The organism is Rahnella sp. ATs2, from assembly GCF_051851855.1.
Taxonomy (GTDB): domain Bacteria; phylum Pseudomonadota; class Gammaproteobacteria; order Enterobacterales; family Enterobacteriaceae; genus Rahnella; species Rahnella variigena.
The window spans coordinates 170,323-185,640 of sequence record NZ_JBLYPL010000006.1 but is presented as its reverse complement, the minus strand read 5'-3'; the positions used below and the strand labels follow the sequence as shown (position 1 = coordinate 185,640).

Annotated in this window: 13 protein-coding genes; 8 read left to right on the top strand and 5 right to left on the bottom strand. The window is 54.0% G+C overall.

Going from position 1 to position 15,318, the window contains the following annotated elements; translation table 11 throughout:
- Positions 1-3: 3 nt before the first annotated feature.
- Genes ACJY2G_RS08030 through yejF form a run of 3 tightly spaced genes read left to right on the top strand, consistent with a single transcriptional unit; the run spans position 4 to position 3,750 of the window.
- Complete coding sequence (locus tag ACJY2G_RS08030) at positions 4-1,098, top strand: microcin C ABC transporter permease YejB (protein ID WP_439291610.1); 1,095 nt, start codon at positions 4-6, stop codon at positions 1,096-1,098.
- Entirely contained in the window at positions 1,098-2,141 is a 1,044-nt protein-coding gene (locus tag ACJY2G_RS08025; protein ID WP_430319248.1) for an ABC transporter permease, read from the top strand. The genes ACJY2G_RS08030 and ACJY2G_RS08025 overlap by 1 nt, the downstream gene beginning before the upstream one ends.
- Before the next feature lies 1 nt (position 2,142).
- A complete protein-coding gene (yejF, locus tag ACJY2G_RS08020; RefSeq protein ID WP_430319249.1) occupies positions 2,143-3,750 on the top strand; it encodes a microcin C ABC transporter ATP-binding protein YejF in 1,608 nt (535 codons plus the stop codon).
- 32 nt (positions 3,751-3,782) lie between these two features.
- On the opposite strand, the gene ACJY2G_RS08015 is transcribed toward yejF, so the two are convergent.
- A complete protein-coding gene (locus ACJY2G_RS08015; RefSeq protein ID WP_112287839.1) occupies positions 3,783-4,127 on the bottom strand; it encodes a YejG family protein in 345 nt (114 codons plus the stop codon).
- Between the two features lie 679 nt (positions 4,128-4,806).
- On the opposite strand from ACJY2G_RS08015, the gene ACJY2G_RS08010 reads away from it, so the two are divergent.
- Genes ACJY2G_RS08010 through ACJY2G_RS08000 form a run of 3 tightly spaced genes read left to right on the top strand, consistent with a single transcriptional unit; the run spans position 4,807 to position 8,488 of the window.
- The gene (locus ACJY2G_RS08010; protein ID WP_430319313.1) at positions 4,807-5,424 is read left to right on the top strand and encodes a sorbitol dehydrogenase family protein; all 618 of its coding nucleotides are present in this window, start codon (positions 4,807-4,809) and stop codon (positions 5,422-5,424) included.
- Positions 5,424-7,079, top strand: a complete 1,656-nt coding sequence (locus tag ACJY2G_RS08005) for a GMC family oxidoreductase (RefSeq protein WP_120162034.1) — start codon at positions 5,424-5,426, stop codon at positions 7,077-7,079. The genes ACJY2G_RS08010 and ACJY2G_RS08005 overlap by 1 nt, the downstream gene beginning before the upstream one ends.
- Positions 7,076-8,488: a c-type cytochrome gene (locus tag ACJY2G_RS08000; RefSeq protein WP_430319250.1), complete on the top strand. Its 1,413-nt coding sequence runs from the start codon at positions 7,076-7,078 to the stop codon at positions 8,486-8,488. Before ACJY2G_RS08005 ends, ACJY2G_RS08000 begins: the two co-directional genes overlap by 4 nt.
- A gap of 60 nt (positions 8,489-8,548) precedes the next feature.
- On the opposite strand, the gene ACJY2G_RS07995 is transcribed toward ACJY2G_RS08000, so the two are convergent.
- Together ACJY2G_RS07995 and idnO are read right to left on the bottom strand one after the other, a co-directional pair.
- Positions 8,549-9,292 carry an SDR family oxidoreductase gene (locus ACJY2G_RS07995; RefSeq protein WP_439291609.1) on the bottom strand — a complete coding sequence of 248 codons (744 nt, stop codon included), beginning with the start codon at positions 9,290-9,292 and terminating at the stop codon, positions 8,549-8,551.
- An 8-nt stretch (positions 9,293-9,300) separates the two neighbouring features.
- The gene (idnO, locus tag ACJY2G_RS07990) at positions 9,301-10,065 is read right to left on the bottom strand and encodes a gluconate 5-dehydrogenase (RefSeq protein ID WP_113877461.1); all 765 of its coding nucleotides are present in this window, start codon (positions 10,063-10,065) and stop codon (positions 9,301-9,303) included.
- Between the two features lie 205 nt (positions 10,066-10,270).
- On the opposite strand from idnO, the gene ACJY2G_RS07985 reads away from it, so the two are divergent.
- Both ACJY2G_RS07985 and ACJY2G_RS07980 read left to right on the top strand, forming a co-directional pair.
- Entirely contained in the window at positions 10,271-11,254 is a 984-nt protein-coding gene (locus tag ACJY2G_RS07985) for a LacI family DNA-binding transcriptional regulator (RefSeq protein WP_112287833.1), read from the top strand.
- A gap of 332 nt (positions 11,255-11,586) precedes the next feature.
- Complete coding sequence (locus ACJY2G_RS07980; RefSeq protein ID WP_037036162.1) at positions 11,587-12,939, top strand: MFS transporter; 1,353 nt, start codon at positions 11,587-11,589, stop codon at positions 12,937-12,939.
- Positions 12,940-13,105: 166 nt separating this feature from the next.
- Here ACJY2G_RS07980 and ACJY2G_RS07975 read toward each other — a convergent pair whose 3' ends face one another.
- A complete protein-coding gene (locus ACJY2G_RS07975) occupies positions 13,106-14,305 on the bottom strand; it encodes a Bcr/CflA family multidrug efflux MFS transporter (protein WP_430319251.1) in 1,200 nt (399 codons plus the stop codon).
- Positions 14,306-14,332: 27 nt separating this feature from the next.
- On the bottom strand, positions 14,333-15,040 hold the full coding sequence (rsuA, locus tag ACJY2G_RS07970; RefSeq protein WP_112290097.1) for a 16S rRNA pseudouridine(516) synthase RsuA: 708 nt from the start codon (positions 15,038-15,040) through the stop codon (positions 14,333-14,335).
- Positions 15,041-15,318 lie beyond the last annotated feature (278 nt).

Below are 15,318 nucleotides of genomic sequence, written 5' to 3'. Positions count from 1 at the left end.
AGTGTGGCCGCCTATCTGTTAAGACGACTCCTTCTGGTGATCCCGACGCTGTGGGCGATCATCACGATTAACTTTTTCATTGTACAAATTGCGCCCGGCGGACCGGTCGATCAGGCCATTGCCGCCATTGAAATGGGGCAATCCAGTGGCTTACCTGGCGCCAGTTCCGGCAGTGGCAATGGTAAAGCGTCACCGGGTCTGGCGCAGTTTGGTGAAGGTCAGTATCGTGGCGCGCGCGGCCTTGACCCGGAAGTGATCGCCGAGATAACCCACCGTTTCGGTTTCGATAAGCCTCTGCATGAACGGTATTTTGAGATGTTATCAAACTACGTTCGCTTCGATTTTGGCGACAGCCTGTTCCGCGGTTCTTCCGTGATGGGTCTGGTGAAAAGCGCGCTGCCGGTTTCCGTCACTATCGGCCTGTGGAGCACGCTGATTATCTATCTGGTGTCTGTTCCGCTCGGCATTCGCAAAGCGGTACGCAACGGCTCACGGTTCGATACCTGGAGCAGTTCGGTGATTATCGTCGGCTATGCCGTTCCTTCCTTTTTATTCGCTATCTTATTGATTGTGCTGTTTACCGGCGGCAGCTACCTCGACTGGTTCCCGCTGCGCGGCCTGACGTCGCCGAATTTCGATACCCTGCCGTGGTACGGCAAAGTGACCGATTATCTCTGGCACATCACATTGCCGGTGCTGGCAACGGTGATTGGCGGATTTGCCACGTTGACCATGCTGACTAAAAACTCGTTTATGGATGAAGTGGGCAAGCAATATGTGGTGACCGCTCGCGCCAAAGGGCTGAACGAGAAACAGATTTTGTACCGGCATGTCTTTCGCAACGCGATGCTGCTGGTGATCGCCGGGTTCCCTGCCACTTTTATCAACATGTTTTTCACCGGCTCGTTGCTGATTGAAGTGATGTTCTCCTTACAGGGGCTGGGATTGCTGGGCTACGACGCCATCGTACAGCGCGATTTCCCGGTGATTTTCGGCACGCTGTATGTTTTCACGCTGATTGGATTGCTGCTTAATATCGTCAGCGATATCACTTACACGCTGGTTGACCCGCGTATCGATTTTGAGGGCCGCCAGTAATGCGCCTTTTTAAACTGAACTCCGTCAGTCAGGCGCGCTGGGCGCGTTTTTGCCAGAACCGCCGTGGTTACTGGTCACTTTGGATTTTCATGGTCATGCTGATCCTGGTGCTGTTATCCAACGTCCTCGCCAACGACAAACCGCTGCTGGCACGTTATCAGGGACATCTCTATGTGCCGTTTCTGGTCAATTACAGCGAAACAACCTTTGGTGGTGAGCTGGAAACGCCAACCGATTATCAGGATCCGTTTGTCGTGCGCCAGATTGAAGACCACGGCTGGGCGATCTGGGCACCGATCCGCAGCAGTTATAACTCCATTAACTTTTCTACCGCGCAGCCCTTCCCTTCACCGCCTTCTTCTCAAAACTGGCTGGGCACCGACAGCAACGGTCACGATGTGCTGGCGCAAATTCTCTACGGCCTGCGGATTTCTCTGTTCTTCGGCATTATGCTGACCGTGCTGACTTCAGTGATTGGCATTATGGCCGGTGCCACACAGGGCTATTACGGCGGGCTGATTGACCTGCTCGGGCAGCGTTTTATCGAAGTGTGGTCCAGTATTCCGACGCTGTTCCTGATTATCATTCTGGCAAGCGTCGTACAGCCGAATTTCTGGTGGCTGTTGCTGATCACGGTGCTTTCTGGCTGGATGACGCTGGTGAGCGTGGTACGCGCCGAATTCCTGCGTACCCGTAACTTTGATTACATCCGTGCGGCGCAGGCCATGGGCGTCAGTGACAGCGCTATTATGCGCCGCCATATGCTGCCCAATGCCATGGTGGCGACGCTGACGTATCTGCCGTTTATCCTGTGTGGTTCCATTACTACCCTGACGTCGCTGGACTTCCTTGGCTTCGGACTGCCGCTGGGTTCGCCGTCACTCGGTACCTTGCTGATGGAAGGTAAAAACAATTTGCAGGCGCCGTGGCTTGGCATCAGCGCATTCGTGGTGCTGGCTGCCTTATTGTCATTACTGATTTTCATTGGTGAAGCCGTTCGCGACGCCTTTAATCCGTCCGCACATCATCATGAGGCGCTCTGAAATGACAGACTCTCCTCTCTTACAAATCAAAAATCTCAGCGTCGCCTTCCGTCAGGGTAGCCAGCAGCGGGAAGTGGTCACCGATGTCTCGCTCGATATTCATGCCGGAGAAACCTTAGCGCTGGTCGGTGAATCCGGTTCCGGCAAAAGCGTCACCGCGCTGTCGGTATTACGCCTGCTGCCCTCTTCGGTGAGTTATCCGCAGGGCGATATTGTGTTTGCCGGGCAATCGCTTCTTCATGCTGACAGCACGACCCTGCGCCAGATCCGCGGCAATGAAATTTCGATGATCTTTCAGGAACCGATGGTGTCGCTCAATCCGCTGCATACGCTGGAAAAACAGCTCGCAGAAGTGCTGATGCTGCACCGTAATCTGCGCGGTGAGGCTGCACGCAGCGAAATTCTTCGCTGTCTGGATCGCGTGGGTATCCGTCAGGCCGCCTCGCGCCTGAAAGATTTTCCGCATCAGCTTTCCGGCGGTGAACGTCAGCGCGTGATGATTGCCATGGCGGTACTGACCCGCCCGAAGCTGCTGATTGCTGATGAACCGACGACTGCGCTGGATGTTTCCGTCCAGGCACAGATTTTATCGCTGCTCGACGAACTCAAGCATGAAATGGGCATGGCGATGCTGTTTATCACCCATAACCTGCGCATAGTGCGCCGTCTGGCGGACACCGTGGCGGTGATGCACAACGGTCGCGTGGTGGAACAGCAACCCCGCGCCACGCTGTTCAGCCAGCCACAGCACCCGTATACGCGCCAGTTATTACAGGCTGAACCTCAGGGTCGCCCGCAACCGCTGAAAGGTGATGCTTCCGTGCTGCTCGACGTCAAAAATCTGGATGTGGGTTTCCCGATAAAACGTGGACTGTTGCGCCGGACCGTGGGTATCAAACATGCGGTGAATCAGGTGAGTTTTCAGCTGCGTCGCGGCGAAAGTCTCGGCGTGGTCGGTGAATCCGGTTCAGGTAAAAGCACCACCGGTCTGGCGTTGCTGCGTCTGATGAGGTCACAGGGCGAAATCTGGTTCGACGGCCAGCCGCTGCACACCTTTTCGCGCAAAAAAATGCTGCCATTCCGCAGCCGGATACAGGTGGTATTTCAGGATCCGTTCTCGGCACTGAATCCGCGATTCACGGTCGGGCAGATTATTGCTGAAGGTTTGCTGGTTCACCGGAGAATCAGCGAACAGGAGCGGGAACAGGAAGTGATCCGCGCCATGCACGAAGTAGGATTAGATCCGGAGTCGCGACATCGCTATCCAACGGAGTTTTCCGGCGGTCAGCGCCAGCGTATTGCGATTGCCCGCGCGCTGATTTTACAGCCGGAAATGCTGATCCTGGATGAACCGACGTCATCGCTGGATAAATCGGTGCAGGCGCAGATTCTGACGATCCTCAGTGAGCTGCAACAGCGCCACGGCCTGACGTATCTGTTTATCAGCCATGATTTACACGTGGTGCGATCTTTATGCCACCAGCTGATGGTATTGCGAAACGGGGAAGTGGTCGAACAGGGAGATTGCGAGCAGATTTTTACCGCGCCGCAGCAGACTTATACCCGCGAGTTACTGGCAGCGTCGGACGCGTTCGACACAATCGAATAAGTGCCGCCTGAAAGCATGTCGTTTCAGGCGGTTCAGAAAGGATAAAGTGCGGTGACGGATTCTGCGATCGCGGCGCCGATATTCTTCAGGCAGCAAAGCGTGGCGCTTTCATCTTCACGATGAACAAACAGGCAGGGTTCACCGTCAATTTCTACGATTGCGGCTTTAACCTGAATATCTTCTAACGCATTCGTCAGCTGGTGCATAACCTGCCAGGCGAGTTCACCCTCATGGCTGAGCAGTTTCAGGCCAATCAGATTGTTATCTTCATCGTTACCAGGCAGCGGAATCGGTTCAACTTTGATACCGGCAAAACCCGACAACCAGCGATAACTTTGCGGTAAACGATGTACTACCGAAAGTTGGATATTATTCACGTGGTTCCCCAGACAGTGATTCACACATCTTATACGAGATGTTTTTACAAAATCGCTACAACCGTACAGCTTAAGTTATAGCCGACAGTCTTCGCTTTGCCCAACTTGCGCTCAAATAATTAACATTAAATTAACGTCGCCAGATACAAAACTACAGACTTAGCATATTTTTATGTCTGTCTCCGGATAATCTGAGAGGCAGATCTCATTTTGGCCTATTTGTAACCTTTTCCGGCTTGATCTACAACCATTTTAATCAACTGTCGTTACTTTTAATTGCCTATTTGTTTACATTTGATATACAAATGAAGTTTCATGAAAGCCCCGAATTCTCTTTTTATTGCTTAATTTTCAGATGAATAGAGATTAATCACGTGCCGTGACTGTCAAAGCCAGTTGTTAATTTCAGCCTGAAATGAACCAGTTGGTTACAAAATTTTCCGCGGCGCATCATACGTTAAAATCTGGATCTAATGTTAATAAATCCGCACAATTTGTTTGCACAAATCCCTCTTCTTTGGCTTATCATCCGCGCCGTTGTAAGTGGTATACCCTATCGGGACAGATATCGGCAGAAACTAACCCGCTGATAAATCTCGCATTACGCAGATTATAATAAAAATCAGATAAGCGAATTCACTGCCGTTTGGCAAAACAACCCATTCCCAGCGAGAAAGAGATGGAAAACGATCCTTCAATCATTGGAAGCAACTCACCCGAAAATGGAACCGGTTTCAGTCGTCGTGAACTGCTGAAAGGCCTCACCTCCGCGATGGTGGCGACCACCCTGCTCGGCTTCCCGTTTCTGAGCCTGGCGGAGAAAGAAACCGCCACGCAAGAGCCGGTCATCTTCGGTCAGTTCTATCTGGTATCACAGGCCATCACTGAGCATAAAAATATCAGTGAAGGTTCTTCCGCGCAGATTTTTAACGCCTTTTATCGTTCACAGCCTGATTTCCCTGCACAGGTCAGCAAGTTACATGCGCTGGTGAAACCGGGTCAGGCGGCGAAAGATTTGCAGGAAGTGGCAAAGCAAAACGGTCTGGGTGAACTGGTCACCAGTATCGTCACTGCGTGGTATACCGGCACGGTCGGACATGGAACCGATTCCATTTTGATTTCATACAAAGATGCGCTGATGTATCGCCCGGTGAGTGACGGCCTGATTGTGCCGACTTACTGCGGTAATGGTCCGCTGTACTTCACCGCTGCGCCTCCTGCCGCAGCGATGCCGGAATCCATGAACGCCGATCGTTTTACCAATCCTTCTGAAACAAATGTTGTGAGCAAAGCCTGATGAAAAAACCAGAATTTACTGCAGACGGCGATGCGTCTGCTGATGTGATTGTTGTCGGTTCCGGCATCGTGGGCGGCATGATTGCCGATCAGCTGGTCAGCCAGGGACATTCTGTGCTGGTGCTGGAAGCAGGCTTACGCATTGAGCGCGCTCAGGCTGTGGAAAACTGGCGCAATATGCCTTTCGAAAACCGCGCAGGCTCTGACTTCCAGGGTTTGTATCCGCAGTCAGAAAAAGCCCCCGCTCCGCTGTACTTCCCGGAAAATAATTACGTCCACCTGACCGGGCCGAGCGCCAGCAGTTTCAAACAGGGTTATCTGCGCACCGTCGGCGGCACTACCTGGCACTGGGCAGCGTCCTGCTGGCGTCACGTTCCTAACGATTTCAAAATGAAAACGTTATACGGCGTGGGCCGCGACTGGCCGATTTCATACGATGAACTCGAACCTTATTACTGCCGCGCGGAAGAAGAAATCGGCGTCGCCGGTCCGAATGATCCGGCGTTGCAATCCCCTTCCGAGCGCAGCAAACCCTATCCGATGGAACAGGTGCCTTACGGTTATGGCGATACGCGTTTCGCTGAAATCGTGAACCCGCATGGTTACCGTTCGGTGCCCATCCCGCAGGGTCGCAGCACGCGTCCGTGGAATGGTCGCCCGACCTGTTGCGGTAACAACAACTGCCAGCCGATCTGCCCGATTGGCGCGATGTATAACGGTATTGCTCACGTGGAGCGCGCAGAAAACAAAGGCGCCGTGGTGCTGGCTGAAGCGGTGGTCTACAAAATCGACACCGATGAAAACAACAATGTGACCGCCGTTCACTGGCTGGACAGCGATAAAAAATCGCACAAAGCCACCGGTAAAGTTTTCGCACTGGCCTGTAACGGTATCGAAACTCCGCGTCTGCTGCTGATGGCGGCTAACGAAAAGAATCCGAACGGCATCGCCAACTCGTCTGATCACGTTGGTCGTAACATGATGGACCACTCCGGTTTCCACTGTACGTTCATCGCCAAAGAGCCGCTGTGGATTGGTCGTGGTCCGGCGCAGAGCAGTTGTCTGGTCGGCCCGCGCGACGGCGATTTCCGCAAAGATTATTCTGCCAACAAAATGATCCTCAACAACATCAGCCGCGTGATCCCGGCGACGTCCAAAGCGTTGCAGATGGGGCTGGTCGGTAAAGAGCTGGATGAGGAAATTCGCCGCCGCTCGATCTTTGGCGTGGACTTATCTATCAGCCTGGAACCGTTGCCGGATCCGAATAACCGCCTGACGCTCAGCACCACCCGTAAAGATCCGCACGGTCTGCCGTGCCCTGACATTCATTACGATGTCGGCGATTACGTGCGCAAAGGTGCAGAAGCCGCGCATAAGCAGCTGGAACACATTGGCTCTCTGTTTATGGCCGAAGAATTCAACATCACCACCAGCCTGAACGCCAATAACCACATCATGGGCGGCACCATCATGGGCAGTGATCCGAAAGATTCCGTGGTAAACGGTGAATGCCGTGCGCACGACCACGCTAACCTGTGGTTGCCGGGCGGCGGTGCGATTCCGTCATCAAGCGTGGTGAACAGTACGCTGACGATGGCCGCACTCGGCCTGAAAGCGGCAGACGACATGGCGAAAAAACTGGCAGGTGCAGCATGAAAAAACTTCTCACCGCCTGTCTGCTGAGCGCTGCATTCGGGGGCTTTGCCGCCAGCGCGATGGCGGATGACACTCAGGCTGCACTTATCCATCAGGGTCAGGACGTCGCGACAGCCGCTGACTGTCAGGCCTGTCATACCGCGCCGGAAGGCGGTAAGCCGTTTGCCGGTGGCTATGAAATCCACTCGCCGATGGGTACGATTTACACGACGAACATCACGCCGTCAAAGCAGTTTGGTATCGGTAATTACACCGAAGAACAGTTTACCCGTGCGGTGCGTGAAGGCGTTCGCCCTGACGGTGCAAACCTGTATCCGGCCATGCCTTACACCTCTTACAGCCATATGAGCGATGCCGACATGCACGCGCTGTATGTCTATTTCCAGCAAGGGGTGAAACCGGTCGAGCAACCGAATGTTGAAACCGCCCTGCCGTTCCCGTTCAACATGCGTATTGCTATGGCGGGCTGGAACATGATGTACCTCGACAGCACGCCGTTTAAGCCGGATCCGTCTAAAAGCGAGCAATGGAACCGTGGCGCGTATCTGGTCAACGGTGCCGGTCACTGTGATACCTGCCACACGCCACGTAACCTGATGATGGGTTCGGTGACGGATAAACCCCTGGCGGGCGGCATGGTAGGCCCGTGGTATGCGCCAAATATCAGTTCTGATCCGGTCAGCGGTATCGGTAACTGGTCGCAGGCTCAGCTGGTGGAATACCTGAAAACAGGTCGTACCGCAGGCAAAAATCAGGCGGCAGGCGGCATGGCAGAAGCGGTGCAAAACAGCCTGCAATACATGTCTGACACTGACCTGAACGCGATTGCCTTCTACCTGAAAAACAGCACGCCGGTACGTGACCCGCGTGATACGCAGGCGGCGGATACTTTCGGTAAGCCGGTGAATGTCGAAGAAGGTCTGCGCGGTGCGCATCCGTATAACGCGAACAAAACCATCGATAACGGGGCGGCATTGTTCAGCGGCTATTGCGCCAGCTGCCATCAGCCGGATGGCTCCGGCAGCGAGAATCAGGCGTATCCGTCGCTGTTCAACAACACTGCGACCGGCATGGGCAATGCATCTAACCTGATTTCCGCCATTCTGTATGGCGTGGATCGTCAGGTCGGCGACCATCACGTGCTGATGCCGAAATTTGGCGTGGGTTCGTATGTCGGTCAGCTTGACGATCAGCAGATTGCCGATATCTCTAACTATGTGCTGAAGAACTACGGAAACGCGGCTATTCAGGTCAGCGCGCACGATGTCGCGGTGTTACGCGCAGGCGGGCCGGTCACCTTGCTGGCAAAACTGCAGCCGTTTATGGCTCCGGCAATGGTGGCTGGCGTCATAATTCTGCTGGTGCTGATTTTCTGGCTTGGCCGGAAACGCAAAACTAAAGCGGCATAATTCGTAAACTGAAATGCAAAACGGCCCATCACGGGCCGTTTTTTATGCCTGAAACTCAGCTTAACCGCGTCCCACCAGCGGCATGGCACTCGCCATCACGGTCATGGTCAGCACGTTGGTATCCAGCGGTAAACCGGCCATAAACGCTACCGCCTCGCCTACGCGTTCCACCGGGATCACCGGTTCTTCAGCAATATGCCCGTCGGCCTGCATTCTGCCCGCCAGCGCCTTATTGCCCATATCCGTCGCCGCATTGCCGACATCAATTTGCCCGCAGGCAATATTAAACGCGCGCCCGTCCAGCGCCGTGGACTTGGTCAGCCCGGTAATGGCGTGTTTGCTGGCGGTGTAGGGTACGGAATTCGGGCGCGGTGACTGTGCTGAAATCGAGCCGTTATTGATGATGCGTCCGCCCTGCGGCGATTGCTGTTTCATCAGTTTCACCGCCGCCTGCGTACACAAAAACGCACCGGTCAGATTGGTATTGATCACCGACAGCCAGTCTTCCACCGGCAGTTCTTCAATCGGCACATCTTTCACGTTATTACCGGCGTTATTGAACAGCAAATCCAGACGTCCAAAGGTTTCGTGAATATCCTGAAACAGCGCGGCGACCGATTGCGGGCTGGTCACATCCAGCTGACGCGCCACCGCCTGTCCCGGCGCAAACAGCGCAACGGCCTGCTCCAGCTTTTCTTTGTTTCGTCCGGCCAGGATCACGGTAAAGCCAGTCGCTTCCAGCGCTTTGGCAGCGCTCAGGCCAATACCGCTGCCGCCGCCAGTGATTAATGCGATTTTGTTCATTGGGCCTCCTATACCGCAGCCAGCATGCCGCCATCAATAAAGAGTAAATGACCATTCACGAAATCTGACGCCTTAGAGGACAGATAAACCGCGCCGCCGACCAGCTCTTCCGGATTGCCCCAGCGCGCGGCCGGGGTGCGTTTACACAGCCATTCGGAGAACTCTTTGTTGTCCACCAGTGCCTGGGTCATATCGGTTTTGAAATAGCCCGGCGCGATGCCGTTGACCTGAATATTGTAGCGCGCAAGCTCGACACACATGCCGCGGGTCAGCATTTTCACCGCGCCCTTTGAAGCGGCGTATGGCGTGATGGTGTCGCGCCCCAGCTCACTTTGCATCGAACCGATATTGATGATTTTGCCACGCTCGCGCTGGATCATGTATCGCGCCACCGCCTGAGAAACCAGGAACACAGATTTCTGATTCACGGCAATCACGTCGTCCCAGTCTTTTTCTGGAAACTCGGTGAATTTATGACGACGCTGAATACCGGCGTTGTTTACCAGCACATCAATCGGCCCGATGGTGCTTTCGATATGATCAATCGCCTGATTCACCGCCTGACTGCTGGTGACATCAAATGAGACGGCATGGGCGATAAAGCCTTCGGCACGCAGGGCTTCAGCGGCTTTTTGTGTCGATTCGGGCTGTGTGCCGTTGACGATAATTTCTGCGCCATGCTGCGCCAGCCCTTTCGCCAGCAGGAAACCCAGACCGCGCGTCGAGCCGGTAATCAGAATCTTTTTATTATCCAGTGAAAAGAGATTTGTCATGACGTTGGCCTTATTGAATGCTGATTTGAAAAGTTAGCTTCACTACACCGGTTTACCCCGCGCCAAACTGTGATGCAGATCACCTGCCGGAATGTTAAAAAACCCTGTTACTCTCGGTGTGATCCTCATCATTTTGATAACAATTTCCGGCGCTTTCTGTTTCAATAACAAGGTATCTTTGCAGGCCCAATCAGGAAAATCCCCCATGAGAAACCAGCGCGTGACACTACAGGACATCGCCCAACTGGCGGACGTCACAAAGATGACGGTCAGCCGTTTTCTGCGCACGCCGGAAAAGGTGTCTCCTGAAACCCGCGAACGTATTACAAAGGTGATGGAAGAAGTGGGATATCCGCTGGAAGAAGCCCGCGGACCGGCAAAAGCGCCGCGTATCGGCATCTTAGTGCCCTCGTTCAACAACCAGATTTTCTCCGATTTGCTGGCTGGCATTGAGTCGGTCACTTCCGCACAGGGCTTTCAGACGCTGGTGGTCAATTACGATTACAGCAAAGAACGCGAAGAAGAACATATCGTCAATCTGCTGGGTTATCAGCTGGCAGGGCTGATCCTGACTGATTCCGTTCACACGCTGAAAGCCGATAAGTACCTGAATGCTGCCGAAATCCCGGTCGCACAGGTGATGGATCTCGATGACACGCACGGGCGCATCGCGGTCGGTTTTGATAATCAGCAGGCCGGTTACGATATGGCGAATACGCTCCTCGCCAGCGGTAAAGAGCATGTGGTGTATTTCGGTTCTATGTCAGATGCCCGTGACCAGAAACGTTATCAGGGTTACAGCCGCGCTATGACTGAACGGGGTCTGACGCCGGTACATATCACGCCTAATAAAGTTTCATCGGTTTCTATCGGTGCCGGAATGTTAGCCATGGCGCGTCAGTTATATCCGCAAACCAACGCGATTTTATGTACCAATGACGATATTGCGGTCGGCGTGTTACAAGAATGTATCAAATTAGGCATCCGCGTTCCGCAGGACATGGCGATTTCCGGTTTCCATGGATTAGATATCGGGCTGGCGACCACACCATTACTGGCCAGCGTGATCACGCCGCGCTTTGAGATGGGTAAAGTAGTGGCGGAGATTTTGCTTAAAAAAATCAGAAAGTTGCCAACAATCGAACGCGTAGATCTGCACTACCGTATTTCCCTCGGCGGCACGATTTAATTCTTCTTTCAGCCTCCATTTCGCCCTTCCCTCCTGCACGCGAACTCCGGTGCAGGATCACGTATGTGGTAACACCTTTTCTTAACATAATTCAACGTGACTCCTGTCACGAAATACTTTCCTCAAAATGCTTTTATTAAGTCATCGCCGAAAGACGAAATAGTAATTAGTAAATTAAACGTCGCATTGAACATGCTCTAAATAATTCGGGTTGCGGGAAGGCGGCAAGGCCGTTAATCCCCGGGAGCTTACACAAGTAAGTGACCGGGTTGGCGGGCGCAGCCAACGCATCTGCAACCTGAAGTATGACGAGCATCACCGAGGATCACAGAATGGATAATAAGATTCCTAAGGCTCGCTGGCTTCGCGTAATAACACCAATACTTATCGCCTGCATTATTTCCTTCATGGACAGGGTTAATATTAGTTTCGCCATGCCCGGCGGTATGGACGCGGAATTAGGGATTACCGCTTCAATGGCCGGACTGGCCGCCGGTATATTCTTTATCGGTTATCTATTCCTGCAGGTTCCGGGTGGCAGTCTGGCGGTTCACGGCAGCGGACGGAAATTTATCGCCTGCTCGCTGATTGCCTGGGCGGTGATCTCCATCCTGACCGGCTTTATCACCAATCAGTATCAGTTGCTGTTCCTGCGCTTTGCGCTGGGTGTGGCAGAAGGCGGGATGTTGCCGGTGGTGCTGACCATGGTTAGCAACTGGTTCCCGGATAAGGAGCGTGGTCGCGCCAATGCTTACGTGCTGATGTTCGCGCCGCTCGGCGGGATGATCACCGCGCCGCTTTCGGGTCTGATTCTGGATACGCTCGACTGGCGCTGGTTGTTCATCATCGAAGGGGCATTGTCTTTCGTGGTGATGATTTTCTGGTGGTTCACCATCAGCGACCGTCCGGAAGAAGCGAAATGGCTGTCAGAGCGTGAACGCGACTACCTGGTGACTGAGCTGAACCGCGAACGTGAAGCCCTGAAAGCGCTGGCACCGGTGAATAACGCGCCGCTGAAAGAGGTGTTCCGTAACAAGTCTATCGTCAAACTGATCATCATAAACTTCTTCTACCAGACCGGGATTTACGGCTATACATTATGGCTGCCGACCATTTTGAAAAACCTGACCGGCGGTGACATGAGTTCAGTCGGCATGCTGGCGATTATCCCTTACGTCGGCACCATGCTGGGGATTTTGGCGATGTCGGTGCTGTCGGATAAAACCGGTAAACGCCGTATGTTCATCGCCCTGCCGCTGTGTGGTTTCGCAGCCTGCCTGGCGGCGTCCGTGGCGTTCGGTCATAACATTATGGCGGCCTACGGGTTCCTGGTCGGTGCCGGTTTCTTCCTGCAAGCCGCGACCAGCGCCTTCTGGACTATTCCGGGCAAAGTCACCACGCCGGAAGTTGCGGGCAGCGCACGCGGTGTGATTAACGGTCTGGGGAATCTGGGTGGTTTCTGCGGGCCATATCTGGTCGGCGTGCTGGTCAGCCTGTACGGTCAGAGCACCGCGATTTATGCGCTGGTAGCCTCATTGCTGATTGCCGCCGCAGTCACGACATTACTGCCTAAAGAGTGCGATATGGCGCTAGTGCCGGGCGCAAAAGCCAAAGCCATGGCCGACGAATATGCCCGTGCTAAAGCCGCGCGACGCGTTCAGGGAGTGAAAGCAGAAGTGATTTAATGATCCAGCACGAAGCAGAGAAAACGGTGCTGGTTTTGCTCCTCCCCCTGCGAAGGGGGAGGTTGGGAGGGGGTTTTAAGAGCTAACATCTTGTCAAAGCACACTTTGCCTTTTTGATTTTGACCTTAATACCCCACCCCAGCCCTCCCCTTCGCAGGGGAGGGAGTTATGCAGATACTGCTTTCGCCGGACGGCTGGCGTAGAGATACAGCAGCGTCGCAGCCAGAATACAGAACGCCATTGAACCGACCATCGGCCAGGCGCTTTTCGCGGTAAACAGTGACAGGACCGAACCAATCGCTGCACCGGTGCCGAAGCGGATCGTCCCCGCCAGTGAAGCCGCAGTACCGGCCATATGCGGGAAGTCATCCATAATCACCGCCATGGCGTTTGACGTGACCATCGCAATCACACCGACATATCCCGCCACACCAATCACCATCGCCCAGAACGGCAAACCGAAGGTACAGACGATCACCAGCCACATGCCCATCGTCAGCTGCACAAACAGCCCGAAGCGGAACATCTTCACCGCCCCCGCACGACGCACATTACGGCTGTTAATGAGGGTGAGGATCACCAGCGCCACAATGTTCAGCGCGAAGTAAAAACCGAAGTGCTGCGGCGAAACGCCATTCAGTTCGATATAGACAAACGGACCGGCGCTGAGGAAGGAGAACATCCCGGCGAACGAGAAACCACTCGCCAGCATATAGCTCAGCACGCGTTTATGACGGAACAGTGAGGCAAAGTTACCGACGCTGGTACGCAGATGAAATTTCTGCCGTCGTTCCCTGGGCAGCGTCTCTTTGATATAGACCCCCACCAGCGTGGCGGCGATCAGCGCGGCAATTGCCATCGCCCAGAAAATCGCGTGCCAGCTGAAAACCGCCATCAGCAGCCCCCCGAGCATCGGCGCCAGCAGCGGTGCGACGGTCATGACCAGCACCACAAAAGACATCATTCGCGAGAATTCGTCTTTGGTGAACATATCGCGCATCAGCGCATTGATAACGACACTGGCGGCGGCGGCGGCAAGACCATGCAGGAAGCGCATCCAGACCAGCTGTTCGACCGATTGCGCCAGCGCACAGGCACCGGCAGCGACGGCAAAAACCAGCACGCCCCAGAAGATAACCGGCTTACGCCCGAGGCTGTCCGCCATCGGTCCGTAAAACAACTGCCCTATCGCAAAACCCAGCACATAGGCGCTGAGCGTCATTTGCACACTGCCCGCCGGAACACCATATTCCTGCGCGATGACGGGCATACTTGGCAGATACATATCGATGGCCAGTGGCATCAGCATCGATATCAATCCCAGGATGAAAATCAGTCCGATGTGGGATACCGGTTTTTCTTGCACTTTCAGCTGCTCCAGTTTCAGGAAAAACTAGCGCGAGGGAACGCCAACGCTGGCAATTTCCTGCGCGGTTAAAGGCCGGTACTGACCCGGTTCTAAATCTTCATCCATCACGATTTCACCGATACGTTCACGATGCAGACCCACCACGCGGTTACCCACGGCGGCAAACATGCGTTTCACCTGATGATAACGGCCTTCGCTGATGGTCAGGCGCACCAGGCAATCTTCGATTTTCTCGAGTTGTGCCGGTTTGGTCAGGGAATCTTCGTTATGCAGCTGAACACCCGCTTCAAACTGCGCAGCGGTATCGTCAGCCAGCGGATGTTCGAGATTAACCAGATAGGTTTTTTCGCAGTGATGACGCGGTGAGGTGATGCGGTGTGACCACTGGCCGTCGTCGGTCATCAGTACCAGACCGGTGGTGTCGATATCCAGACGCCCTGCCGCATGCAGCTTGTAGGCCACCGGTTCTTCGAGGAAATACAACACCGTCGGATGATCAGGGTCATCGGTAGAACACACGTAGCCCTGCGGTTTGTTGAGCATGAAATAACGCGGGCCGGTGATTTGATCCAGTACGTTGCCGTCAAATTCGACACGCTGCTCAGGGCTGATTTTCATCGCACCCGTTTTAACGATTTCGCCGTCAACGGTGACACGTTTGTTGCGAAGCTCACGCAAAACCAGCGCGCGGCTTACACCTAATTGCTGAGATAGAAACTTGTCCAGACGCATTGAGTAGACTTGCCTTCATGGCGATCTGAGTGATCGCGTTACTGATAAAACACAAGACCCCGCCGTCGCTATAGGCAACTGACAGGGTTCAGGGTTGTTCGATTCGTAATAATTGCAACGAGTTATTATTACTTAGAGGAGGCAGACAGGCTGCCACATTGAGGCGAACAGTATAGCCGCGCAACCGGTCAGGAAGAAGGAAAATAAGCAGGCTAAACATTCACGTCAGGTGATTTTTTTGCTCATCGCTATGGGCCTGATTTCTTGGCATACTCCAC

What these genes read in the sequence shown, in the direction of transcription:
- ACJY2G_RS07985 (WP_112287833.1), top strand. Translation starts at nt 10,271, where the DNA reads ATGAGAAACCAGCGCGTGACACTACAGGACATCGCCCAACTGGCGGAC.
- ACJY2G_RS08025 (WP_430319248.1), top strand. Translation starts at nt 1,098, where the DNA reads ATGCGCCTTTTTAAACTGAACTCCGTCAGTCAGGCGCGCTGGGCGCGT.
- yejF (WP_430319249.1), top strand. Translation starts at nt 2,143, where the DNA reads ATGACAGACTCTCCTCTCTTACAAATCAAAAATCTCAGCGTCGCCTTC.
- ACJY2G_RS08010 (WP_430319313.1), top strand. Translation starts at nt 4,807, where the DNA reads ATGGAAAACGATCCTTCAATCATTGGAAGCAACTCACCCGAAAATGGA.
- ACJY2G_RS07995 (WP_439291609.1), bottom strand. Translation starts at nt 9,292, where the DNA reads ATGAACAAAATCGCATTAATCACTGGCGGCGGCAGCGGTATTGGCCTG.
- ACJY2G_RS08000 (WP_430319250.1), top strand. Translation starts at nt 7,076, where the DNA reads ATGAAAAAACTTCTCACCGCCTGTCTGCTGAGCGCTGCATTCGGGGGC.
- ACJY2G_RS07980 (WP_037036162.1), top strand. Translation starts at nt 11,587, where the DNA reads ATGGATAATAAGATTCCTAAGGCTCGCTGGCTTCGCGTAATAACACCA.
- ACJY2G_RS08005 (WP_120162034.1), top strand. Translation starts at nt 5,424, where the DNA reads ATGAAAAAACCAGAATTTACTGCAGACGGCGATGCGTCTGCTGATGTG.
- rsuA (WP_112290097.1), bottom strand. Translation starts at nt 15,040, where the DNA reads ATGCGTCTGGACAAGTTTCTATCTCAGCAATTAGGTGTAAGCCGCGCG.
- idnO (WP_113877461.1), bottom strand. Translation starts at nt 10,065, where the DNA reads ATGACAAATCTCTTTTCACTGGATAATAAAAAGATTCTGATTACCGGC.